Annotated in this window: 21 protein-coding genes and 1 pseudogene; 14 read left to right on the plus strand and 8 right to left on the minus strand. The window is 51.9% G+C overall.

Annotated features, from left to right (window positions below):
* Nucleotides 1-175 precede the first annotated feature (175 nt).
* Genes parC through rimK form a run of 4 tightly spaced genes read left to right on the plus strand, consistent with a single transcriptional unit; the run spans nucleotide 176 to nucleotide 4,568 of the window.
* Nucleotides 176-2,416, plus strand: coding sequence for a DNA topoisomerase IV subunit A (parC, locus tag K7G70_RS06280; protein ID WP_223787756.1), 2,241 nt, complete (start codon nucleotides 176-178; stop codon nucleotides 2,414-2,416).
* Nucleotides 2,403-3,209 (plus strand): alpha/beta hydrolase family protein, encoded by an 807-nt coding sequence (locus tag K7G70_RS06285; protein ID WP_223787757.1) that lies wholly within the window; start codon nucleotides 2,403-2,405, stop codon nucleotides 3,207-3,209. Before parC ends, K7G70_RS06285 begins: the two co-directional genes overlap by 14 nt.
* A 4-nt stretch (nucleotides 3,210-3,213) precedes the next feature.
* Entirely contained in the window at nucleotides 3,214-3,666 is a 453-nt protein-coding gene (locus K7G70_RS06290) for an ATP-dependent zinc protease family protein (protein WP_223787758.1), read from the plus strand.
* Nucleotides 3,663-4,568 carry a 30S ribosomal protein S6--L-glutamate ligase gene (rimK, locus tag K7G70_RS06295; RefSeq protein ID WP_223787759.1) on the plus strand — a complete coding sequence of 302 codons (906 nt, stop codon included), beginning with the start codon at nucleotides 3,663-3,665 and terminating at the stop codon, nucleotides 4,566-4,568. The genes K7G70_RS06290 and rimK overlap by 4 nt, the downstream gene beginning before the upstream one ends.
* A 55-nt stretch (nucleotides 4,569-4,623) precedes the next feature.
* Here the strand turns inward: rimK and K7G70_RS06300 are convergent, their stop codons facing one another.
* The 3 genes from K7G70_RS06300 to truD form a co-directional block, all read right to left on the minus strand.
* Entirely contained in the window at nucleotides 4,624-5,706 is a 1,083-nt protein-coding gene (locus K7G70_RS06300; protein ID WP_223787760.1) for an OmpA family protein, read from the minus strand.
* Entirely contained in the window at nucleotides 5,703-6,074 is a 372-nt protein-coding gene (locus tag K7G70_RS06305) for a DUF4398 domain-containing protein (RefSeq protein ID WP_223787761.1), read from the minus strand. The genes K7G70_RS06300 and K7G70_RS06305 overlap by 4 nt, the downstream gene beginning before the upstream one ends.
* A 97-nt stretch (nucleotides 6,075-6,171) precedes the next feature.
* A complete protein-coding gene (truD, locus tag K7G70_RS06310) occupies nucleotides 6,172-7,221 on the minus strand; it encodes a tRNA pseudouridine(13) synthase TruD (RefSeq protein WP_223787762.1) in 1,050 nt (349 codons plus the stop codon).
* A 154-nt stretch (nucleotides 7,222-7,375) separates the two neighbouring features.
* On the opposite strand from truD, the gene K7G70_RS06315 reads away from it, so the two are divergent.
* Nucleotides 7,376-7,816 (plus strand): hypothetical protein, encoded by a 441-nt coding sequence (locus K7G70_RS06315; RefSeq protein WP_223787763.1) that lies wholly within the window; start codon nucleotides 7,376-7,378, stop codon nucleotides 7,814-7,816.
* Between the two features lie 106 nt (nucleotides 7,817-7,922).
* Nucleotides 7,923-8,609, plus strand: coding sequence for a response regulator (locus K7G70_RS06320; protein WP_223787764.1), 687 nt, complete (start codon nucleotides 7,923-7,925; stop codon nucleotides 8,607-8,609).
* Between the two features lie 29 nt (nucleotides 8,610-8,638).
* On the opposite strand, the gene K7G70_RS06325 is transcribed toward K7G70_RS06320, so the two are convergent.
* The 3 genes and pseudogenes from K7G70_RS06325 to uvrA all read right to left on the minus strand — a co-directional run.
* Complete coding sequence (locus tag K7G70_RS06325; RefSeq protein ID WP_223787765.1) at nucleotides 8,639-9,871, minus strand: hypothetical protein; 1,233 nt, start codon at nucleotides 9,869-9,871, stop codon at nucleotides 8,639-8,641.
* A 95-nt stretch (nucleotides 9,872-9,966) separates the two neighbouring features.
* Nucleotides 9,967-10,704, minus strand: a complete 738-nt coding sequence (locus K7G70_RS06330; RefSeq protein ID WP_223787766.1) for a DUF1211 domain-containing protein — start codon at nucleotides 10,702-10,704, stop codon at nucleotides 9,967-9,969.
* A gap of 26 nt (nucleotides 10,705-10,730) precedes the next feature.
* A pseudogene (uvrA, locus tag K7G70_RS06335) lies at nucleotides 10,731-13,559 on the minus strand (excinuclease ABC subunit UvrA); the annotation flags it as partial.
* Between the two features lie 157 nt (nucleotides 13,560-13,716).
* Between uvrA and K7G70_RS06340 the strand changes: the two are divergent.
* The 5 genes from K7G70_RS06340 (at nucleotide 13,717) to K7G70_RS06360 (ending at nucleotide 18,833) form a co-directional block, all read left to right on the plus strand.
* The gene (locus tag K7G70_RS06340; RefSeq protein WP_223787768.1) at nucleotides 13,717-13,908 is read left to right on the plus strand and encodes a hypothetical protein; all 192 of its coding nucleotides are present in this window, start codon (nucleotides 13,717-13,719) and stop codon (nucleotides 13,906-13,908) included.
* 3 nt (nucleotides 13,909-13,911) lie between these two features.
* The gene (locus tag K7G70_RS06345) at nucleotides 13,912-14,967 is read left to right on the plus strand and encodes a hypothetical protein (protein WP_223787769.1); all 1,056 of its coding nucleotides are present in this window, start codon (nucleotides 13,912-13,914) and stop codon (nucleotides 14,965-14,967) included.
* Between the two features lie 208 nt (nucleotides 14,968-15,175).
* Nucleotides 15,176-16,150, plus strand: coding sequence for a cytochrome-c peroxidase (locus K7G70_RS06350; protein WP_223787770.1), 975 nt, complete (start codon nucleotides 15,176-15,178; stop codon nucleotides 16,148-16,150).
* Nucleotides 16,150-17,904, plus strand: a complete 1,755-nt coding sequence (locus K7G70_RS06355) for a DAHL domain-containing protein (protein WP_223787771.1) — start codon at nucleotides 16,150-16,152, stop codon at nucleotides 17,902-17,904. Before K7G70_RS06350 ends, K7G70_RS06355 begins: the two co-directional genes overlap by 1 nt.
* 8 nt (nucleotides 17,905-17,912) lie before the next feature.
* Entirely contained in the window at nucleotides 17,913-18,833 is a 921-nt protein-coding gene (locus tag K7G70_RS06360; protein WP_223787772.1) for a response regulator, read from the plus strand.
* A gap of 17 nt (nucleotides 18,834-18,850) precedes the next feature.
* Here the strand turns inward: K7G70_RS06360 and K7G70_RS06365 are convergent, their stop codons facing one another.
* Together K7G70_RS06365 and K7G70_RS06370 are read right to left on the minus strand one after the other, a co-directional pair.
* The gene (locus K7G70_RS06365; RefSeq protein ID WP_223787773.1) at nucleotides 18,851-20,749 is read right to left on the minus strand and encodes a propionyl-CoA synthetase; all 1,899 of its coding nucleotides are present in this window, start codon (nucleotides 20,747-20,749) and stop codon (nucleotides 18,851-18,853) included.
* 119 nt (nucleotides 20,750-20,868) lie between these two features.
* A complete protein-coding gene (locus tag K7G70_RS06370; protein ID WP_223787774.1) occupies nucleotides 20,869-21,645 on the minus strand; it encodes an enoyl-CoA hydratase/isomerase family protein in 777 nt (258 codons plus the stop codon).
* A gap of 193 nt (nucleotides 21,646-21,838) precedes the next feature.
* On the opposite strand from K7G70_RS06370, the gene K7G70_RS06375 reads away from it, so the two are divergent.
* From K7G70_RS06375 to miaB, 3 genes are all read left to right on the plus strand, one after another.
* On the plus strand, nucleotides 21,839-22,567 hold the full coding sequence (locus K7G70_RS06375; protein ID WP_223787775.1) for an FKBP-type peptidyl-prolyl cis-trans isomerase: 729 nt from the start codon (nucleotides 21,839-21,841) through the stop codon (nucleotides 22,565-22,567).
* Nucleotides 22,568-22,648: 81 nt separating this feature from the next.
* The gene (locus K7G70_RS06380; protein WP_223787776.1) at nucleotides 22,649-23,236 is read left to right on the plus strand and encodes an NUDIX hydrolase; all 588 of its coding nucleotides are present in this window, start codon (nucleotides 22,649-22,651) and stop codon (nucleotides 23,234-23,236) included.
* Nucleotides 23,233-24,564 carry a tRNA (N6-isopentenyl adenosine(37)-C2)-methylthiotransferase MiaB gene (gene miaB / locus K7G70_RS06385; protein WP_223787777.1) on the plus strand — a complete coding sequence of 444 codons (1,332 nt, stop codon included), beginning with the start codon at nucleotides 23,233-23,235 and terminating at the stop codon, nucleotides 24,562-24,564. Before K7G70_RS06380 ends, miaB begins: the two co-directional genes overlap by 4 nt.
* Nucleotides 24,565-24,569 lie beyond the last annotated feature (5 nt).

Below are 24,569 nucleotides of genomic sequence, written 5' to 3' on the forward strand. Positions count from 1 at the left end.
ATGCAGCAGGTTGGAAAAAATTTGCAGCCATATCAGTGGTCAACCATGGGGTCAATTTGGCTCCCAATCAAAATCATTGTTCCTCTGTGCACTGAATTGGTTAGAATCATGAATTCATGTGAAAAAGTGGTGGCTGAATGGTAAAATCTCTGGCTTTTGAATTGGCGCTGTTTGTATGACGCAATCAATGGATTTTGAAACCATTTCGATGGGTGAGTATGCCGAGCGATCTTACCTGGATTATTCGATGTACGTGGTGCTGGATCGGGCTTTGCCGTTTGTCGGTGATGGCCTGAAACCGGTGCAACGCCGGATCATTTATGCGATGAGTGAATTGGGCTTGTCAGCCCAGTCCAAACACAAGAAATCAGCGCGCACCATCGGTGATGTGATCGGTAAATTCCACCCCCATGGTGATTCGGCTTGTTATGAGGCCATGGTGTTGATGGCGCAGTCGTTTTCTTACCGCTACCCGTTGGTCGATGGCCAGGGTAATTTTGGTTCGGCCGATGACCCCAAATCCTTTGCCGCCATGCGGTATACCGAATCGCGCCTGACCCCGTATGCCAAAACCTTGTTGCGTGAATTGCCCCAAGGCACGGTGGATTGGGGGCCGAATTTTGATGGCACCTTGGAAGAGCCCTTGTGGTTGCCTGCGCGCTTGCCCAATGTGTTGCTCAATGGGGCATCAGGCATCGCTGTGGGTATGGCCACCGATGTGCCGCCGCACAACCTGAAAGAAGTGGCCACAGCCACCTTGCACTTGTTGGACCACCCCAAAGCGGAAGTGGCTGAGCTGTGTGAATTCATTCAGGGGCCGGATTACCCCACCCAGGCGGAAATCATCACCCCCAAAGCCGACATCTTGAAGATGTATGAAACCGGTCATGGTTCGATCCGCATGCGGGCGGTGTATGAACGCGATGGCAACGATGTGATCATCACGGCTTTGCCGCATCAGGCTTCAGGCAGCAAAGTGCTGGAACAAATCGCCAGCCAGATGCGGGCCAAGAAACTGCCCATGGTCAGTGACCTCAGGGATGAATCGGATCATGAAAATCCGGTGCGCCTGGTGATCACTGGGCGCTCCAATCGGGTGGATTTTGAGGCCTTGATGCTGCACTTGTTTTCGACCTCTGATTTGGAAAAGACCTACAAGGCCAATTTGAACGTGATTGGCCTGGATCGACGACCGCAGGTGAAGAACCTGAAAATGATCTTGCAGGAATGGTTGCGTTTTCGCACCGAAACGGTCCGCCGCCGCCTGCAATACCGGTTGGATAAAGTGGATGCCCGTTTGCACATCTTGGCCGGTTTGTTGATTGCTTATTTGGATCTGGATGAAGTGATTCGCATCATCCGTGAAGAGGATGACCCCAAAGCCGAGTTGATCAAGGCCTTTAAGTTATCAGAAATCCAGGCCGATGCCATTTTGGACACCCGCTTGCGCAATTTGGCACGCCTGGAAGAGATGAAGATCCGCACCGAGCAGATCGAGTTGCAAGCCGAGAAGGAAGAAATTGAGGGCATTTTGTTGTCCCGGGCCCGCATGAAAACCTTGATCCGCAATGAGCTGAAAGAAGACTTGGAACAATTCGGCGACGAGCGCAAGACCCAGTTGGCCAAGCGCGAAGCGGCACAGGTGTTTGATGAAACCAAGCTGGTGCCCAGTGAACCCAGCACCATCATCCTGTCCAAAGCCGGATGGGTCCGAGCGGCCAAGGGCCATGACATCGATACCGTTGGCTTGAATTACAAGGCCGGTGATGAGTACCAAGACCATGCACATGGACGCAGCAACCTGACTTCGGTGTTCTTGTCACCAGATGGTCGGGCCTTTTCCTTGCCGACCCACACCTTGCCCTCGGCTCGGGGACAAGGCGAGCCACTGGCCACCAAATTCAATTTCAAACACAACATGTTGCCGATCTCTGTCACCTGTCAGCTGCCCAATGCACGCTTGTTGATGTGTTCGGATGCCGGCTACGGTTACCACGGGGTGATGGAAAACCTCTACAGCAAAATGAAAGCTGGCAAGCACGTGTTGTCGGTGCCCAAAGGCTTTTCTGCCATGAAGCCGGCCTGGATTGAGAAGTTGCCTGAGGCCCATGTGGTGTGCATCACCACCGCAGGTTACATGTTGGTGTTCCCTTTGGAGGAATTACCCGAATTGGCCAAGGGCAAAGGCAACAAATTGATCAACATCCCGGCCAAACGCCTGAAGTCCGGTGAGGAGAAGTTGGCCGCCACTTTGGCCATCACTCCAGAGGATTCTTTCCTGGTTCATGCCGGGGCGCGGTACATCCGCTTCAAGTGGAAAGATTTGACCAATTACATTGGACATCGGGCCAAACGTGGTTTAGTGTTACCCCAAGGATTTAGAAATGTGGATCGAGTTGAAATTGAAAAAGATTAGTTTGTTGGTTTTGTTGTTGTGGGTGTTGCTGGCCCAAGCCACCGTGCCCAGTGTCAATCGCTGTCCGGACATGGTGTTCAAGGACAGCAATGAAAACACCTCGGTGTCTTCCACCGGGGGTGGCGGGGCCTTTCCCGGGGTGTTTCAATTCACCATCAATGGTGACAACACCTATCATTATTATGTGCCGACCAGTTATGACCCGTTGGAGCCCATGCCTTTGATGGTGTTGTGGCATGGTGCCGCAGGACCCGGAAATGCCAATGCCGCCGCACAACAGATGCGCAATTACTGGGCTGCCACCGCCGAGACCCATGGTTTCATAGTTGCCGCACAGGCCTCGACCGGATTGAATGGTGGTTGGTTGCCAGTTGAAGATTCAGGCCGTTTGATAGACATCTTCATTGACCTCGAAACCCGTTATAACATCGAATCGACCCGCCGTTATGTGTGGGGTTTTTCAGCCGGTGGTCATGTGATGCATGCCATCGCCTTGAATGTGTCTGAGTATTTTGCTGCCTACGCCATCAGTGCCGGCTATTTGGATGCTTTTGCCAACCTCAATGGCTACACACCAGGTAATGCAACCCGCACCATTCCGGTGTTTTTGTCGGTTGGCAATACCGACCCGTTTTTGCCCAACATGCAAAGCGATCGCACCACTTTCTTGAACGCAGGGTGGTCAGAAAACGGTAATTTCTGGCTGGATGTGTTCAATGGCGGTCATCAATTGCCAGCAGACCTGCCGCAGAAAGCCTGGGAAAAAATTTGTCACTTCACCAATTTGGATTGAGTCCATGAGCGACAAAAAAACCATTGAAGTGGGCTGGAAAGAATACGGCGCGCTGCCTGATTTGGGGGTTGATCGGATTCACATCAAGATCGACACCGGTGCCCGCACCAGCGCGATCCACACCTTGCAGAACAAACCATTCAAAAAAAACAACCAACTTTGGGTGCGGTTCACGTTAGCACCCCATCAGGATGACGACGACACCACCATCGAATGTGAGCTGCCGATCAAAGACCAACGCACCGTCACCAGTTCCAATGGCCAAACCACCGATCGCATCGTGGTGGAATCACGTCTGGTCATTGGCGGCCAGGAACGCTTGATTGAAATCACCTTGGTGTGTCGCCAGGAAATGCGCTTTCGCATGTTGCTGGGGCGTCAAGCCATGGCTGGCATGATTGTGCGGCCTGACCGTTCTCACCTCACCACCAAAAGCAAAGGAAAAAAATTCCCATGAAAATAGCCATCTTGTCCAGAAACCCAAAACTTTATTCCACCCGAAGGTTGGTCGAAGCGGCCACCGAATTGGGTCATGAAGTGCAGGTGTTGGATCACCTGCGTTGTTACATGAACATTTCTTCCAGCAACCCCACCTTGCATTACCGCGGGGATGATTTGTCAGGCTTTGATGCGGTGATTCCGCGCATCGGTGCCTCGGTCACCTTTTATGGCACCGCGGTGCTGCGGCAGCTGGAAATGATGGGGGTTTATCCGGTCAATGAAAGCGTCGCGGTGACCCGCTCCAGAGACAAATTGCGTTCCTTGCAGTTGTTGTCCCGCAAAGGCATCGGTATGCCAGTGACCGGCTTTGCCAACTCGCCGGATGACATTCAGGATTTGATTAAAATGGTCGGTGGGGCACCCTTGGTGATTAAACTGCTGGAGGGCACCCAAGGCATTGGGGTGGTGCTGGCGGAAACCAAGAAAGCCGCTGAATCGGTGATTGAAGCGTTCTTGGGCTTGAATGCCAACATCATGGTACAAGAATTCATCAAAGAAGCCGGCGGTGCCGACATCCGTTGTTTCGTGGTGGGTGGCAAAGTGGTGGCGGCGATGAAACGGCAAGGGGCTGAAGGTGAGTTTCGCTCCAATTTACACCGCGGCGGCTCGGCCACCTTGGTGAAACTGTCCCCTGAAGAAAGGCGCACGGCCGTGAAAGCCGCACAAATCATGGGCCTGAATGTGGCTGGGGTGGATATTTTGCGCTCCAATCGGGGCCCCGTGGTGATGGAAGTGAATTCCTCACCAGGCTTGGAAGGCATTGAAAAGTCGACCGGTAAAGACGTGGCCAAATTGATCATTCAATTCATCGATAAAAACGCCAAACCGCACCGCACCCGCACCAAAGGCAAAGGCTGATAACGCAACCTGCAGCCAAGCCATGCCACCCTGGCATGGCTTGGCCGCAGATCAATTACTCGTCTTGTGGCAGGATGATTTCCACCCGCCGATTCTGCTGACGACCTTCGCTGGTGTCGTTGCTGGCCACCGGGTAAGTGAACCCCAATCCTTGGGTGGTGATGCGGTCGCCATCAATGCCGGCATCGGTCAGGTATGTTTTCACCGACGCAGCCCGTTGTTCGGACAACCTCACATTGTAATCCTCGCTGCCGATGTTGTCGGTGTGCCCTTCAATCACCACCGCTTGGGCCAAGTCTTCATGCAAGGCCTTGACCAGGGGCTCTAGATTGCGGGTGGCACCAGCCTTGAGGTCTGATTGATTGAACTCAAACAACACATCACCCAAGGTGATGACCAATCCACGTTCAGTTTGTTTGGCTTTCAAATCCGACAACTCCGCTTCCAGCTGCTGCATGGCGGCTTTGGCCGCGTTGGCTTCGGCGATGGCGGCCTCGGCCTTGGCGGCCTCGGCAGCGGCCACGATTTTCGCTTTTTCGGCTTCACTCATGGCCGAATCAGCGGCGGCTTCTGCTGCCAGTTGTAAGCGTTCGGCTTCGGTTTTGGCCAACATGGCCAATTCCCGCTGCTCTTCAGCGAAGGCCGCGGCTTGTAAGGCTTCATCCCGCACCAGCTTGGCCGCCTCGGCTTCTTGTAAGGCCATTTGCCGTTGTAATTCAGCGGCCTCGGCAATGGCTTTGGCGGCAGCGGCCCGTTGTTCTGCTTGTTCGGCTTCCAAAGTCCTGGCCTGTAAAATCAGCTGACTTTGCTGGTCCACCAATTGTTCGCGGCGGTCTTCATACCAACGGGTTTCGGCCGCATAGCGGGCCAAATCAAGCAAGCGGCCGGTGGCGTAGATTGAATAATCCAAATCCTCATCGTCCATGTCTGGGCCTTGGGTTTTGACGGTGTTCAATGCCCTTTGCGCGCGGGCCAGTTCTTCACCGCCACGACTGGCCAAGTCATTGTTGGACATCAGGTCACTCAAGCGATTGTCCAGTTGCATGACCCGCGGGTCGGGATCGGGGGTGGAGGCACAGCCTGCCACCAGGCTCACCAGGATCAATATCAGAAGCTGTTTCATGTGTGTGTGGTTCATTGTTGACTCCTCTTGCGTTCCAGTTCTGCGCGCAGCACATTGACGGTGGTTTGCAAGTCCTCATAAGCTTTCAAAGCTTTGGCGTGCAGTGATTTGGCATCGGCCACTTCGGCGTCTCGTTGTGACATCTTGGCAGCAATTTCAGCCTCAACCCAATCTCGATCGTCTTGCTTCACACGGGCTTGGGCCAAGCGGTCTCGTGCCGATTGCAACAACATGGGGGCGTGTTGTTGGGCGCCGCTGCGCACCGCTGATTCAATCAATACCTGGGCTTGGTTGATGGCTTTCATGCTGTCGTTCTTGTCGGCCTGTGCCGGCAGCAGCCACATCATCAACAGCCAAGGGATCATGTGCTTGATAAATTTCATGGTGTACTCCTCTCGCTAACAAAACAGCAGCGTAGCAACATTTCTGTGGCAAATGCATGACCGGGTTCAAAGAAACCGTCATTGCTGGCAAAAAGATTCAATCCTTGGTCTGTTGATCTGTGACATGTAATAACTCCCGGAGCACCGAGGTGGCATAGCAGCCTGCGGGTAACTGCATGCTGATCAGCAAGTCGTTACCTTGCCATTCATGGGCCAATGCTTGGGGTCGCAGGCGCATGCTGCGGCGGTCGTGTTGCAGCCGGTGCTGGGCAAAGCCTTTGGCATAAATGGGCCATTGTTCGGCAATGCCTTGTTCCAATGAAGCACAATCCAAGGTGCTGGGTAAGGGGCCTTCACCCCACAAGGGGGCGGTGATGTGCAGGTCGAAGGCAGCCAATCGTTGGCGCAATTCGGCCGCTGTGGCCGCCTGTTCATGAAACCAGGATTGGCTGCCATCCAATTGCAACAAATCACCGGGAATTACCTGATCCCAGAGACCTTGCTTGATGCGATGGGCCACGGTCAAGTTGAACAAATGACTGCGGGCTGTGGACAACAACAGGCTGCGTTGGTTTTTGTTGCGCACGCGGATGCGGCCTCTGAACCAATCTTGGACCCGTTGGATGTTCGTCATTTGGTGGCCAAAGCGTTGTGGCCCAAAATAATTCGGCACACCTTGCTGGCTGATTGCGCCGAGGTTCTCGGTCAGCTGTTCCCGGTCGCCTTCGACTTGCCGGATGCGGAGTGCAAAGCGGTTGTGTTGCAGTTGACCCCGTTTCAGCTTGCTTTGGTGTTGTTGACTTTCCAGGATGCGGATTTCCGGAGGCAGTTGGGCTGTGATGGTCGCCAAGTCGGTGACCTTGGGCAGTTGCACACTGAACCACTGACGGGTGACGGCATGGCGATCTTTGAGGCCGGCATAACCCACTTGTCGGGCCGGCACCCGACAAGCGCTGGCCAATTGCGTGGCGGCCCAAGCGGTGTTGCTGTTGATTTTTTCCACATAAAACCACCAATGTTCGCCACTGCCTGTGAAATCAATTTCAATGACTTCAGTGACATCAAAATCAGCCGGTTGCTGTCGCAACAGGCCACGGTTGGTCACGTGGTTCAGGGTGGGGAAAAGGGTGTCGAAATCAAGACCCATGCCAGGCTTCAAATCATCATGAATGGTCCTCCATTGTAGCCACATACCGGGCTTACGTCATCCCCAGAATGTGGCCATTTTGGCTGGCCAGGCATTGACATATATTTGACGTTGGTTTGACTAAAATAATGATTTTAACCGTTGGAAAATGTCCATGAAAAAAACCTTATTTGCTGTTCTCATCGTGGGTTGGTTCACCAACCAAGCACAGGCTGCCAGTGCAGAGGAAGCCTTGGTCGCATCCTGTGAAGGTTTCATCGAGAGCAACGTCATTCCTGAGGACAGCGTGTGTTATGAGTACATCAATGGCTTCATCGACGGGGCGGTGTTGACCGACAGTGCCATCATTGAAAACCTGACCAAAGAAGAAAAACAATTCTCCAGTTTTTTCGAACGGGCCTACAAAACCCGGGTGGGCAACACCCGCAAACCCATACCGCCGACTTATTTTGCCAAATTTTGTTTGCCCGAAGAGCAAAGCAGGAAGGTCATCATTGAAAACCTGATCCATGAATTGGATGCCAAAATCATCAAGCAACAATCGTTCAAACAGACCTTATACGACACACTTAAGCGGGTCTACAGCTGCGAATAAACATAGGGGTGGGTTGACATCTGTGTAACGATATTATGACAATAATGTCACCAAGCTGTCATAATCGTTAACTAAGATGTCAACTTTCGATGAAAACCCAAATGAAATGCAGAACAACATTTTGATTGTTGAAGACGACATGGCCATCCGAGAAATGATGGCATTCTCATTGCGTCGCGAAGGATTTGAGACTTACAAGGCATCTTCTGGCAATGAAGCGTTGGAACAATTGAACCAGGTGCATCCCGACTTGATCGTGATTGATTGGGGTTTGCCTGACATGAGTGGCATTGATTTAATCGACATGATCCGACGGGATGACGTGATCAAAGAAGTGCCCATCATCATGTTGACGGCCCGCGCTGAGGAAAGTGACAAGGTCAAAGGGTTGGAACGCGGTGCCGATGACTACCTGACCAAACCCGCCTCGATGTTGGAACTGATGGCCCGCATCCGCGCCCACTTGCGCCGCTCCAGTGGTTTTGAAACCAATCACCGCATTGAATACAAAGGCATCGTGATGGATGCCGATGCCCATGAAGTGAGCATCGATGGCAACCCGATCAATCTGAGCTTGACCGAATTCAAACTGCTCAAACTGTTTTTACAAAATCCCAACAAGCTGTTGGCCAGGGAACACATTTTGAATCACATTTGGGGCCGCAACACTTTTGTCGAAGACCGCACGGTCGATGTGCACATCCTGCGCCTGCGCAAAGCCCTGAAAAAACACCACAAAGAAAAGTGGATTCAAACCATCCGCGGTGTGGGGTACAAGCTGGCCCACACCTGAGCGGATTCAGCGCCGTCCCCGGCCACCAATCAAAACTGAATGGTTTTCACCTCAGCCCACGGCACCCAGCGATAATTCTCGCCTGATTTCAGCAGCAACCCATTGTTGTCACGGGTCACACTGTTGTTGCCGTAGGCCAACAAAGTGCTGCCATCATGCAGGGTCAACTCGACCGCTTGCTCGTGTTTGACGGTGATTTGTTTGATGGTGCGCAGGGGAATCTGGCGGTTCGCTTCATTGACATCGGCATACAACAAATCAGCTTGGCTGACCAAGCTCATGTCGTAGGTGATGGCATCGGCTTGCACCGATGACCCGTCTTGCAAGGTCACGGTGCCACGCAAGGGTTGTTGCATCTGGGCATAGTCATCAAAATCCAACCAGGCCACATCGACGTCTTCGATCACCAGCTTATTGAATTGGGACCATTCAATTTCCACCCGTCCCAGATCCGGGTGATCCACCCAAATGCCACGGTTGCTGGTGTTGACGTCGTTGGTGCCGGTCAGGTTCAAGGTGTTGCCATCGGTCAATTCGACCAATGAATAATTGCCATTCTTTTCAATGCTTTTGATGTCGGCAAATTTGATTTCATAATCTTTGTTGGCTTCGTCGTTGCCATCCAACTCTTCGTCGGTGAGGCGTTCGTCTTTGTCCCACATCACCCGACCCTGAAACGTGCCAATGGATGAGGTCACGGTGCCATAAATGCCGTCGCCGAAGGTCAGGGCATTGGCCGGTGCTTTGGCAAAAGTCACCAAGGTCAATTCATCCATGTCAAATTCTTGGGTGTTGCCCTGGGCGTCTTTGACATAGATGTCAGAGCGCAGGTCGTTGGAGCTTTCGCCGTCACTGACAATGGTGGTGCCGTCGTGTAAGGTGGCGGTGAATAAGGGTTGCTCGGCGTCAATGGCCAATTGTTTGATCGCTCCAAAAGGCACATTAAAATAAGGGGGATCGATCTCTTTTCCAAAGAATGATTTGAAGGTGATTTGTAAATCACCAATGGTGGCTTGGGGACCGGGTTGGTGGTCTAACAAGGCCTCTTGTTCGTCATCGGTCAAGTGTTCAAAGCCAACGGTACCGATCTTGACGCCGTTGAAAATGTCACTGAGGAAGGTCTCTTGATCACCCCAGCGAATGCTGCCGGTGTGGGTTTGTCCTTTTTTATCGGTGACGGTGCCATATATGATCGGTTCTGGTTTGGCTGCAACCGAGCCCACTGCGGCGCTTAACATCGCCGTTAATAAGATTTTTTTCATGATTTCAATGCTTTTCAGTGTTCAATGATTATGTCAGTTTTACAAAAATTATGCATGTAACAAAAGTCCTGTATTGGCCGCCTGTGTTCTGGCGGTCACCCTGTGGTCGCTTGTGAGGCCACCCATTGCCGGTGTCGTCGCCGTTCAATCCTGGCCACCAGCGGCCAGATCAGCATGTAGACAAAACCAGTGAATGGCACCCAATGGCCCTGGGTGAAGTACACCAACACCATGTTGGCCAAACACACGGCGGCCATCGCTTGATTGACCACTATGGCGGTTTCTGACTGGTAAATTTCCTGCGGTGACAAGCGCAGTTGAGTGGCCATTTTCTTGGCATGCTGGTACAAGGCCATAAAAATCAGCGAGATGCAGGCAAAGCCGATGGAGAAGTAGTAAAACAACTGCTTCAACTCTTCATAGCTGGATAATTTGAACTGGCTCGGCAGGTAGCCCAGGGTGAGCCAGGCAAACAGGCCTTCAAACATCATTTTCAAGGGATAGACATAAATCAAGACGATGGCCAGCAGGCTGACCGACAACACCACGGTGCGGGTGTCCTCCAGCCCAAAGCGCCGGCTCCACACCGAGTGACTGTGCCAAATGAGCACCAATTGGGCGACACTCAACAAGAAGGCCGGGATGTGTTTGGAAATGCCCAACAATTCGGGAATGCTGCGCGGAATTTGATCGATGGAAATCACCAACATGGTCACCGCAAAGGCAAAAGCGGCGTCGACGAACACCTCAATGCGGGTCATGGCCAAGCCGCGGATGCGAAAGCCGTGCTCAACCGGGCATTGTTCTATGAATTCTTCCGTCAAAGGCTGCATGGCAATTGTCTGGGTTCAAATCATTTTGATTTTAGCATGGGTTTTAAGAACTGCCCGGTGTGGCTGTGTTTGGTTTGGGCTATTTGTTCTGGGGTGCCGGTGGCAATGATTTCACCGCCGCCATGCCCACCTTCGGGCCCCAAATCAATGATCCAGTCAGCGGTCTTGATCACATCAAGGTTGTGTTCAATGACCATGATGGTGTTGCCGTTGTCGCGTAAGTGGTGCAGCACTTTGAGCAACTGTTTGATGTCTGCAAAATGCAAACCAGTGGTCGGTTCATCGAGGATGTATACGGTTTTACCGGTGTCACGCTTGGACAGTTCTTTGGCCAGTTTCACCCGCTGGGCTTCACCACCGGACAAGGTGGTGGCGTTTTGGCCCAGGGTGATGTAGCTCAATCCCACGTCCAGCAAGGTTTGTAACTTGGTGGCGATGCTGGGAATGGCGGCAAAGAAAGGCAAGGCATCTTCCACCGTCATGTTCAGCACTTCGTAGATGTTTTGGCCTTTGTATTGAATGTCCAGTGTTTCGCGGTTGTAGCGTTTGCCTTTGCAGGTGTCGCAGGTCACATACACATCCGGCAGAAAGTGCATTTCTACCTTGATCACCCCATCACCCTGGCAAGCTTCACAGCGGCCGCCTTTGACATTGAAACTGAAGCGGCCAGGCTTGTAACCACGGGCCCGGGATTCCGGGGTGTTGGCGAACAAATCGCGGATGGGTCCGAACAACTGGGTGTAGGTGGCGGGGTTGGAACGCGGGGTGCGACCAATCGGTTTTTGATCGATGTCCACCACTTTGTCAAACAAGTCGATGTTTTCAAAGCCCTGGTGCGGTTGGGCATGGTGGGTGGCGCGGTTCAGGTGGTTGGCCAGCACTTTGTAAACCGTTTCATTGATCAAGGTCGATTTGCCTGATCCCGAGACCCCAGTGATGCAAGTGAACAAACCCACCGGAATTTCCACATCCACATTCTTCAAATTGTTGCCTGAGGCGCCTTTGAGCTTGAAGGTTTTGTCCGGATCAAATGGATGGCGTTGTTCCGGGATTTCAATTTTCAGTTCACCGGTCAGGTATTTGCCGGTGATGGAATCGGCACTGGCGCAGATTTCTGCGGGTGTGCCTTGGGCCACGATGTGACCGCCGTGCACGCCAGCACCGGGGCCGATGTCGACCACATGATCGGCCAGACGCACGGCATCTTCATCGTGTTCCACCACGATCACGGTGTTGCCCAGGTTTTTTAAATTGACCAGGGTTTTCAGCAGCTTTTCGTTGTCGCGTTGGTGCAGGCCGATGGAAGGTTCATCCAGCACATACATCACCCCGACCAAGCCGGCACCAATTTGCGAGGCCAGGCGAATGCGCTGGGCTTCGCCACCGGATAAAGAGTCGGCCTTGCGGTCCACCGTGAGGTAGTTCAAGCCGACATTGACCAAAAAACTCAAGCGTTCTTTGATTTCTTTGATGATTTTGTCGGCAATTTCGGCTTTTTGCCCACTGAGCTGCAATTCCTCGAAATGACGCAAGGCACCGGCAATCGACATGGCGTTGATGTGGGGTAAGGGCACGTCATTGATGAACACGTGGCGGGCACTGCGGTTCAAGCGCTGGCCTTCGCAGACGGGGCACGGCTTCTTGCTGATGTATTTGTTGAGTTCCTCGCGCACCATCGACGATTCGGTTTCTTGGTAACGCCGTTTCATGTTGTTGGCGATGCCTTCAAAGGGGTGGTTGCGCTCGTATTGGCCTTTGTCACTGTAATAGGTGAAACGGATGTTTTTCTCACCACTGCCGTAAAACAACACGTCTTGCACTTCTTGGCTCAAATCTTGCAGCGGGGTGTTGACGTCGAAGCCATAAGTTTTGGCCACCGCTTGCAGCAGTTGAAAGTACCAGCCGTTGCGTTTGTCCCAACCACGCACGGCACCGTCGGCCATGGACAGTTTTTTGTTGACGATGATTCGCTCTGGGTCAAAATATTGACTGACGCCCAGGCCATCACATTCGCTGCAAGCCCCATTGGGGGAGTTGAACGAAAACAAGCGCGGTTCCAACTCACTCAATGAGTAATTACACACCGGACAGGAAAACAAGGAGCTGAACATGAGGTTGATGGCAGCTTGATCCTGTGTATCATCAAACGACACCACCATGGCCAAGCCTTCGGACAGGGCCAGTGCGGTTTCAAAGGATTCGGCCAGTCGCTGGGCCATGTTGTCTTTCACCTTGAAGCGGTCAACCACCGCTTCGATGTCGTGTTTTTGTTTGGGGTTCAACTTCGGCAGGTCGTCGATGTTGTACACCTTGCCATCAATCCGCACCCGCACAAAGCCGCTACCGCGCAGCTGTTCCAACAACAGCAGGTGTTCCCCTTTGCGGTTGCGTACCACCGGTGCCAACAACATTAATTTGCGCCCAGCTTCCAGGGCCAACACCTTGTCGACCATTTCTGAGACCTCTTGGGCTTCCAATGAAATGTCGTGGTCTGGACATTTGGGGGTGCCGATGCGGGCATAGAGCAAGCGCAAGTAGTCGTAGATTTCGGTGATGGTGCCCACCGTTGAACGGGGGTTGTGCGAGGTTGATTTTTGTTCAATCGAAATGGCTGGTGACAAGCCTTCGATGTGGTCCAGGTCGGGTTTGTCCATCATCGACAGGAACTGCCGGGCATAGGCCGACAAGGATTCGACGTAGCGACGCTGGCCTTCGGCATAAATGGTGTCAAAGGCCAGGGACGATTTGCCGGAGCCTGACAGGCCCGTGATGACAATGAATTCATCGCGTGGCAAGTCGATGTCGATGTTTTTCAGGTTGTGGGTTCTGACCCCTCGCAGGGAGATGGATTTCATGTTGGTCAAGGGTGAATCAAACCCATCATTGTAACCAAAAACGGTGTCGATATTGTGCTCAAATTGGATAATTTTTTCAGGCTGAAAACAGTGACTTGTGGTCGATGAGATCAGGCCCGACTTTGGTTATAATGATGACACTGTATCGGAGACTGGAATGAACACACGTGGCGCGACATTATTGACATTGGCAGCCATCGCATTGGCCTTGTACTTCATTGGTTTCACCACCGGTGCCGTGGTCGTGGTGGTGCTGGCGGCGGCGGTGGAGTTGTGGTTTTGGATCAAACTGCTGGACCATGACGACCGCCAGGACGCCAAAAATTCATCCACCGATCACCATCCTTAAACCGTGCGACTCATGGCCGGTGGTACCAGCCGCCTGCGGTTGATTTGCTGTGGGGCCGTGTTGTGGGCCTTCGTGACCCAAGCCACCCCCACCTCGCACGGTGACCGCATGGCCCAAGCCCACACGTTATTGACCCAAGTCCTGGCGCAAAGGATGGTGCCGAAAGCCAATGGGGCCATGGGCCGCAACCGAGCAGGCTATTTTCACGTGCGCTTTCAAATGGGCATGCACCACCTGGTGGATCACGGCTTGGCCAGTCAGGACCCCAAGGCCATTTTGAAATTTGTTAAAGCGGCCGAATACGCCCTCCGGCACCAACTGCCTGATGGGGATTTCCAATTAACCCGGCCGGCAAAACTGGCTGGACTGGGCCAAGCCAGCCCGGCAGATCGGGCCAGTGGTGTGGCCTTTTTCACTTACTCTTTGGGCGTGGGACTGCACGCTTTGCACCACAGTGCTTGGTGGCAAAGCTGTCAAGCCTGTGCGCCATTGCGCACCCGGGTGGTGATGCTCACCCAACAACTGCAACCCACCTTGGTATTTTTACTGAAGCAAGAAGGCCGTTTGATGGCTGCTGATCGCAATGCCCCCAATCGCCTGTTGTTCAATGGTTTGGCCTTTTATTCGCTGAGTCAATTGTTGGATTCTGAGCCCGCTGCCGCAGCGGCCCATCGTTTCATCCAACAGGCCACCCAACAGGTTCATGTTGATGGCTATTTCATCGAAGGCGGCGGTTTTGACTCCAGTTACAACGGCGTGGCTTCCGCTTTGTGCCTTCGCTTGGTGCTGATGGGTTACCCCGAGCCAAATTTGGTCGCTGTCTGTGACCGGGCATTGACCTGGCAAATACAACGCATTTTACCCAGCGGTGAAATCGACAGCCGCGGCAACAGCCGGGTGCGCACCGATGGCACCGGTGAAGCTTTTTTGGGCCGATCCAAGGACGTCGATGCAGCACACACCATTGAAGCTTTGCTGTTGTTTGCTGTGCTGAACCGCAATCCAGTTACCGTCAGCTTGGCCCAGCAGGTGTTACAACATTACCGCAACAAACGCTGACTAAACCCGTATTAAAATCCCAGTCATCCCAAACACCTTATTAATGACAATGGTGGCCTTGTGGTCCAGTTCTGATAAACCACACAGTACGCACTTCCAGGCTGCTCTGCCATGTAAAATCCAGGTTAAAATGTGAAATACAAAACATATTGACTATGTAAATAAGTACAAATATACTGAAATAATATCCACATAATGGTATTCGTTGATGTTTTTATTAAATGCTGGGTTTACTGATCGTCAAGTATTGGCTGGCTTGTTGTTTGTTTCATTGGGCTGTGCGAAAGCCACTGAACCGACTTTCATCACCCCGATTCCACAACACATGGCTGTTGATGAAGCCAAGGCCAAGCTGGGTAAAACATTGTTTTTTGATAAACGTTTGTCCACAGACAACAGCATTTCTTGTGCCACATGCCATGATTTGAATGGTGCATTTGGGGCCGATGGCCAGCAATTTTCATCGGGGGTCAATGGCTTACAAGGGACCCGCAACTCACCAACTGTGTTCAATGCCGTGTTCAACTTCAAACAATTTTGGGATGGGCGGGCGCATGACCTGGTGGAACAAGCCAGGGGCCCAGTGACCAATCCGGTTGAAATGGGCATGGCAACTTGGACCGAAGTGGTCAGAAAGTTGGCTGATGACAGTCAATATGTGGAGGCCTTTCAACAAATATATGGGCAGGGCATCAATGAAGACCTGATCGTGGATGCCATCGCTGAATATGAAAAACAATTGATCACCCCCAATTCACCCTTTGATCAATTCCTTAATGGTGATGAATCGGCAATCACTGCCAAACAAAAAAAAGGTTATGAACTGTTCAAAGCCTATGGCTGTGTGTCATGCCACCAAGGGAAAAATGTGGGTGGCAACATGTTCCAAAAAATGGGTGTACTCAAAGACATCAATCTCCAGTCGGGTAGTTTGAATGAAGATTTGGGTCGCTATGAAGTCACCAAAAATGAGTGGGACAAGCGTGTGTTTAAAGTGCCAAGTCTCCGGCTGGCAGTCAAAACAGCGCCATATTTTCACGATGGGTCAGTCAAAACCATCGAAGAAGCTGTCGACATCATGATTGAATTCCAATTGGGCAGGACGGTGCCTAAAGACGATCGCAGTTCAATCATTGCCTTTTTAGAATCTTTGGTGGGTGAAATTCCTGAAGGAGTGCTGTGATGAAACCATCTATCCTGCTATTGATCTATTTGAGTCTGGCCATCGGCGGTGCCGCCGGCATTGTGTATTACCAATCGACGCTGCCAGACACCGAACAAATGAACAACGATGTGTCGCAGAAACTGTTGTCCATTGATGGCTTGAATGCCAGTGTGGGTGAGTTGGCATTGCGCAGCCGCCATCACATTGACAACAACTACGATAACTTAACCCGAACAACGGCACTGTTGGAGCAGTCTTTGGTGTCGTTGGAGCAACGGTATTTCAACCCTGAACAACTCAAAGACCCCATGTTGCTGCGCAATTTTGAATTGCTGAATAAAGAAATCATGATTCAAAATGACTTGATTGAAAGCTTCAAATCCCACAATTCAGTGCTCAGGAATTCTGTGCGATATGCACCAGCAGCGGGACAAAACTTGATGCAAATTGCCCGTGAAGCCAAATTAATCGAGGCCGAAGGGTTGTATGCGCAAGTCGTCAGAGAATTGTTGGAATATGCCTTGTTGGGTTCATCACTCAGTGAAGAGAAATTGAAAATTGCCTTGCCCAAACTGGCAGAAATCGAAACTGCTCTGCCTGAATTTGCCCAAATTGCCCATTTGGAGTTCACCCGTCATGTGAAAACAGTGTTGGATGAAAAAGCACTGACCGATCAATACTTAAGCAAAGCCTTGTTGACCACGTCGAGCAGCAAAATTCAGGGGTTGAGTCAAGCGTGGAATCAATGGATCATGCAGCAGTCCAGTCAAGCGGCTCGTTTGGATCAATGGGTCATGGCCTACATTGCATTCTTATTGGTGGGACTGGGATTCATTGCTTGGAAATTGAGGTCCCTTTACCTGCACCTGGATCATGAGGTGGCGGTACAAACGGCAGAGGTGCAAAAAGCGTTTGATGACTTGAAGGAATCAGAATCGAAATTGGTGCAATCCGAAAAAATGGCGTCTTTGGGTCAAATGGTGGCTGGTGTGGCCCATGAAATCAACACCCCGCTGGGCTACATTTCCAGTAATGTGGACACCATCAGACTCAACATGGGTGAGCTGGATGGCATTTTGCAATCAGTAGACATGATTTCTCAAGAGATTTCGCAATCCAAGCCCAACACCAAAAAAATCGGCAACATCGTCAAGCGCATGGTGCATGTGTATCGCAGCATGCGACAAAGAGAGACCTTGTCAGAAATCGAAGACTTGCTGCAAGACTCATCGTATGGCCTGTCAGAGATTTCAGATTTGGTCAGTTCGTTGAAAGATTTCAGTCGCTTGGATCGCACCAGCGTGTTGGACACCGACCTGCATCAAGGCTTGGATGCCACATTGAAAATTTGCAGCAGCCTCATCGGCCAGCGCCAAGTCATCAAAACCTATGGCCAAAACATTCCCTTGATCGAGTGCATGCCGGCACAGTTGAACCAAGTGTTCATGAACATCATCACCAATTCCGCACAAGCCACTGCAGATGATGGGGTCATTGAAATCATCACTCGAGCCACTGACCAAGGTGTTGAAATCGAATTCAGTGACAACGGTTCCGGTATGAGTGAATCAACCATCAAACAGATCTTTGATCCATTTTTCACCACCAAGGAAGTGGGAGAGGGCACCGGCTTGGGCATGTCGATATCTTATAAAATCATCAAAAGCCATGGGGGTGATATCGAAGTCAACAGCTTGTTGAATCAAGGCACCCAAGTGACTGTGAAGTTACCCCTCAAACAGTCTCAGGCTTCATTGAGTGTGATTAAATAAGCAGCCAGATGCCAACACTTGCCGATACAGTTGTCACCCAACCCAGGCCACAAGTGTTGTTGGTAGACGATGAACCTCGGATTTTGCGTTCATTGCGGGCCGCCTTGAAAAGAGACTATGACATCACCACGGCCAGTAATGGTCGTGACGCCCAAAAAATCATCAAGGCCAATGCCAATTTGTCGGTGATCATTTCGGATGAGCGCATGCCAGGTTTGTTGGGACATGAGTTGCTGGCTTGGAGCAAACAGCACCGGCCACAGGTGACCCGGATTTTAATGACGGGTTATTCAGATTTGCAAGCCATTCAAAACTCCATCAATGAGGCCGAAGTTTTCAAGTACATCACCAAGCCATGGAACATTGGTGAGTTAAAAGCCGTGATTGATGATGGCATCATCCATGAAAATACCCACCATCAATTCCTTGACAGTGACCGCCCGGAACCGACCAATGAATGCCTCTTGGCGATCATGAATCGGGTGAATTCAAATGACGGTATTTACCACAAAGTGGCCAAGTCATTGGCCAAGAAAACGGTCATGGCTGATGACATCGGCGCCGTGTTCAACGTGTTGGAGCGCCATTCAAACGTGGGAGTGTTGTTTGTCGATGATGATCGGGTCGATGCAGACACGGTCAACACAGTGACCTTGATTCATGAGAAATACCCCAGTGTGGTGATCATCGTGGCCACTTCAGCAGCCGACGGTAACAGCGCCATCAAACTGTTGAACAGTGGGCAAATTTTCCGGTACTTGGTGAAACCATTGACCGCCACCCGGTTGTTGCCCATGTTGCAAGCCGCCATCAAGCAGTATGAGGAAAAAGCCGCCAAACAGGCCCACATCAAACAAGCATACAGTGATGATACAGGCGATTCATTGATCAAAGCCTATTGGCAAAAGGTCATGAAATTGTGGCACTGAATGGCAAGTATTCAATCTCAGTCAGCCGGGTAGCCCAAGACCGACAGGACCGCTGAAATTTCATCCAAAATGGTGGGGTCATCAATGGTGGCTGGTGCGGTGAAATCCTCGCCGTTGGCCATGGCACGGATGGTGCCGCGCAAGATTTTTCCGGAACGCGTTTTGGGCAATCGTTGCACCAGGGCGACGTTTTTGAAGGCCGCCACTGGGCCGATTTTTTCCCGCACCCGTTGAATCAATTCGCCACTGAGCTGTGCCGGCGAGGTCTGCACGCCGTCTTTGGTGACCACCAAGCCCAAAGGCACTTCGCCCTTCAGCGGACAGTTCACCCCCATCACCGCACATTCCGCCACCGCTGGGTGAGCTGCCAACACTTCCTCCATCGCCCCGGTTGACATGCGATGACCGGCAACGTTAATCACGTCGTCGATGCGGCTCATGATGAACAGGTAGCCATCCTCATCTTGGTAGCCAGCATCACCGGTCAGGTAGTGGCCTGGAAAGGTCGATAAATATGAGGCTTTGAAACGGTCATCGTCTTGCCACAAGGTGGGTAAGGTACCCGGTGGCAGTGGTAATTCAATGACGATGTGGCCCATGGTGTTGTGTGGCACTTCATGACCCAGGGCGTCCACCACTTTCACCGCATAGCCAGGCACGGCTTTGGTCGGTGAACCGGGTTTCACGGGCAAGGCTTCAATGCCCAGGCAGTTGGCGGCAATGGCCCAACCGGTCTCGGTTTGCCACCAGTGGTCGATGACCGGAACTTTTAACTGTTCCTGGGCCCAGCTCAAGGTGTCGGGATCACAGCGTTCACCGGCCAAAAACAAAGCCTTGAAATGGCTGAGGTTATGCTGCTGTATCAAGTGGCCATCGGGATCCTCTTTGCGGATCGCCCGAAAAGCCGTGGGTGCGGTGAACAAGGCTTTGACCCGGTGCTCGGCGATGACCCGCCAAAAAGCCCCGGCATCGGGTGTGCCCACCGGTTTGCCTTCATACACCACGGTGGTCGAACCATTGATCAATGGCGCATAACAGATGTACGAATGACCGACCACCCAGCCGACATCGGAGGCCGCCCAAAACACCTCACCAGGCTGGATGTCATAGATGTGTTGCATGCTCCATTGCATGGCCACCGCATGCCCCCCGTTGTCTCGCACCACCCCTTTGGGTTGGCCGGTGGTGCCTGAGGTATACAAAATATATAAGGGATCGGTGGCTTGGACCGGCACACAGGCCACCTGCGGTGCGTGGCGCATGATGCTGGCCCAATCCACATCACGGGGCGCATCCAGGTTGGCCTGACATTCAGGCCGTTGCAAAATCAAACACCGTTCGGGCTGGTGCTGAGACTGCCGCAAGGCTTCATCCAACAACGGTTTGTAAGCAATCACCTTATTCACTTCGATGCCACAGGAGGCCGCGAGGATGAGTTTGGGTTGGGCATCATCGATGCGGGCGGCCAATTCTTTGGCCGCGAACCCACCAAACACCACCGAATGCACCGCACCGATGCGGGCACAGGCCAACATGGCAATGATGGCCTCCGGTATCATGGGCAAATAGATGATCACCCGATCACCCGCTTCCACACCCAATTGGTCCATGGCCCCGGCCAAGCGGGACACATGATGCAACAGTTGTTGATAAGTCAGGGTGTTTTGCTGCTGCGTGACGGGACTGTCATAGATGATCGCGACTTGGTCACCGCGGCCGGCCGCCACGTGGCGATCCACCGCATTGTGACAGGTGTTCATCACCCCACCGGTGAACCACCGATAAAATGGTGGCTGGCGGTCGTCCAGCACCCGCTCATAGGGTTCAAACCAATCAATCTGACTGGCCGCTTCGGCCCAAAATATTTCGGGTTGTTCGATCGATTTTTGGTATTGTGTTGGGTAATCATTTCCCACAATCTTCAGCCACAAAACAAAACCCCATTATCCAACCTGCGGCCGCACAAAAACCATTAGACTTTAGGCTTATAAAAAAGGCGCCAGCGGCGCCTTTTTTGATGCCTTGTTGATTGTGCTTATTTGCCGGCGAATTTCGCGGCGCGTTTTTCCAGGAAGGCGGCGGTGCCTTCGTTTTTGTCTTCAGAGGCGCAGCAGATGCCGAAGGCCTTGACTTCGTAGTCCAGGGCGTCGGGCAGGGCGCATTCGAGGCCTTTGTTGATGGCATCGATGGTCATGCTCAGGGCGATCGGTGCTGAGTTGGCCAGTTGTTCGGCCACTTTGGTCACGGTGGGCAACAATTCGCCTTGAGGGACCACCCAGTTGGCCAGGCCAATTTGTTCGGCTTTGTCGGCCGAGACCATGTCACCGAGCAGGTTCATTTCCATTGATTTGCCTTTGCCGACCAAGCGAGTCAGGCGTTGGGTGCCGCCGAAGCCGGGGATCACACCCAACTTGATTTCCGGTTGGCCGAATTTGGCGTTGTCCGAGGCGATGCGCAAATGACAGGCCATGGCCAGCTCGCAACCTCCGCCCAAGGCAAAACCGTTGACTGCGGCGATCACCGGTTTACCACAGTTTTCGATGTGGTTGAACACGCTTTGACCGTAGCGGGCAAATTGCATGCCGGTCATGGCATCGGTGGTGGCCAGTTCTGAAATATCGGCACCAGCCACGAAGGCTTTGTCGCCGGCGCCGGTGATGATGATCACCGCCACTTCATCGTTGTCGGTGGCGTCCATGACGATGCCGTCCAATTCACGCAAGGTGGCCTGATTCAGGGCATTGAGTTTATCGGGGCGGTTGATGGTGATGGTGAGGATGCGGTTTTCCAATTGGGATAAGACGTTGGCCATGAGGTTTGTGTGATTTTAAGAGCCCGAAATTATAGCAACAAAAGCCCAGCGCACCAAATCATTAGAATAACGTTAAATCGTGTGACAATGCGGTGACTAACGCGCCTAAATTGAACTTATTAGTGGCTGGCGTGTCTTGTTTAACTCGAATGGCTGGCGTACAATACGCGGCTGATTTTATAAGAGGTTAACCATGAGAAAACGAATGACCATTTTGTTTTTGGCCCTGTCTTTGTCTGCCATGGCCCAAAACGAACAAGCGGTTCCCAAAAGTTCAGACATTCAGTTTGACAAAGCCGCCGCTTCTTATGCCATTGGCTACCGCATGGGCTTGCAAGCCGCCGGTCGTGAAGGCAGTGATTTTGAGCTGGACATTGAACAAGCTGTTAAAGGCTTGCGTGATGCCGCCACCAAAAAAGAACCTTCGGTAGATCGTGAAGTGATGACCGCAGAGTATGGAAAATACCAACAAAAACTGCAGCTGTTCCAACGCGAAGGTTTCATGGAAATGGCCACTGACAACCAAAAGCGCAGTGATGAATTTTTGGCGCAAAACCGCGGCAAAAACGGCATCAAAGAGTTGGCTTCTGGCATCCAATACCGCGTGATTGAAACCGGTGCCGGCCGCAATGCCAGCCTGGATGACAAAGTCAAAGTGCATTACAGCGGTAAATTGATTGGTACCGAGGTGTTTGACAACTACCAAGAATTTGACAGCACCTACAAAAACGGCCAACCCCTGGAAATGGACATGACCAAAATTGGCATGCCTGGCTGGCGTGAAATCATTCCGATGATGAAAGCCGGTGACAAATGGCAAGTGTTCCTGCCACCCGAAATGGCTTATGGCGTGCAAGGACAAGGCCCCATTGGCCCCAACGAAGTGTTGGTGTTTGATGTGCATTTGCTGGAAATCCTGTAAAATCCAAGACACATCGCCAATCAATGTTTGATTGGAGTGAAGAGGCAAGTTGATCAAACTTGCCTTTTTTTGCTTTAAACCATGGAATATTTCAGCCAACAAGTCAAACCCCACCTCAATCAGGATCTGATTGATGAACAACTGTGGCAAGGCTCGGGTGGTGACATGGTGCGGGCGGCGGCGGTGTTGTTTCCGTTTTATTGGAAACAAGGGGCGCCGTGGGTGTTGTTGACCCAGCGCAACGAACAACTGAAGCACCATTCTGGGCAGGTCAGTTTCCCCGGCGGCGGCTATGAGGTGCAGGACAAAAACATCAAGCACACCGCCTACCGCGAAACCTTTGAGGAAATCGGGGTGCCACGAGAGCGCATCCAACTGTGGGGCTTTCTGGACGGTCTGCCGTCCATCAGTGGCTTCCACGTGACACCCTTTGTGGGTGAAATCCAGGACGTGGACAACCTGGTGATTGATGACAATGAGGTGGCCAAAGTGTTTGGCGTGCCCTTTGCTTTTTTTCAGGATCCGAACAACCGGGTCAAAAACCGCGTCAAAACCCCGTTTGGGGTCAGACATTATTATGTATTCGACTACAAAGGCAACGTGATTTGGGGCTTGACTGCCCAAATCATTGTACAATTGGTCGACAGAATGAACCAAGAACAACCATGAGTGGCAAAGTATTTATCAAAACCCACGGCTGTCAGATGAATGAATACGATTCTGACAAAATGCAAGACGTGTTGCTCAAATCGCACGGCCTGGAAGTGACCGACGTCGAAACCGATGCCGATGTGATCCTGATCAACACCTGCTCAATCCGTGAAAAAGCCCAAGAAAAGGTGTTTTCACAATTGGGCCGTTGGCGCAAGATCAAAGAAAACAACCCCAATGTGATCATTGGAGTGGGTGGCTGTGTGGCTTCTCAAGAAGGGGATGCCATCATCAAACGGGCGCCTTATGTGGATTTGGTGTTTGGTCCGCAAACCATCCACCGTTTGCCTGAGTTGTTGGAAGCCCGCCATCAACAGCAACAACCACAGGTGGACATTTCATTCCCCGAAATCGAGAAATTCGATCACTTGCCCAAACCCCGCAAAGAAGGTCCCGCGGCTTTTGTCTCGATCATGGAAGGTTGCAGTAAGTATTGTTCGTTCTGTGTGGTGCCTTACACCCGCGGCGAAGAGGTGTCACGGCCACTGGATGGTGTGTTGGCTGAAATCATGCAGTTGGCCGAGCAAGGGGTCAAAGAGGTCAACTTGTTGGGTCAAAACGTCAACGCCTACCGCGGTTTGTCACACGAAGGGGATGTGGTGGACCTGGCCTTGTTGATTCACTATGTGGCGGCCATTGAGGGCATCGAGCGCATCCGCTTCACCACCTCACACCCGGTGGAATTCACCGATGGTTTGATCGAAGCCTATCGGGACGTACCACAACTGGCCAATTACCTGCACTTGCCGGTGCAATCTGGATCCGACCGCATTTTGTCGATGATGAAACGCGGGCACACGGCATTGGAATACAAACAAAAAATCCGCAAGTTGCGGGAAGTGCGACCCGACATCAGCCTGTCATCCGATTTCATTGTTGGCTTTCCTGGTGAAACCCAAAAAGATTTTGACGACACCATGAAGTTAATTCATGACATTGGCTTTGACCAGTGTTTCAGTTTCATTTACTCAGCCAGACCGGGTACACCGGCGTCATCGATGCCTGATTTGGTCAGTTTGGATGAGAAAAAGGCTCGATTACAGCATTTACAAGCCACCATCAATGACATGGCGGCCAAAATCAGTCAAAATATGGTGGGTACCACCCAGAAAATTCTGGTTGAAGGCACATCCAAGTGGTCAGACGAAGAACTTTCTGGTAAAACTGAGAACAACCGGGTGGTCAATTTTGCTGGATCGCAGCGGTTGATTGGGCAGATGGTCGATGTGGTCATCACCGAAGCATTAAGAAACTCTTTGAGAGGTCGTGTATTGATTAATGAATAATGTGA

Source organism: Marinicella meishanensis, from assembly GCF_019931145.1.
GTDB lineage: Bacteria > Pseudomonadota > Gammaproteobacteria > Xanthomonadales > Marinicellaceae > Marinicella > Marinicella meishanensis.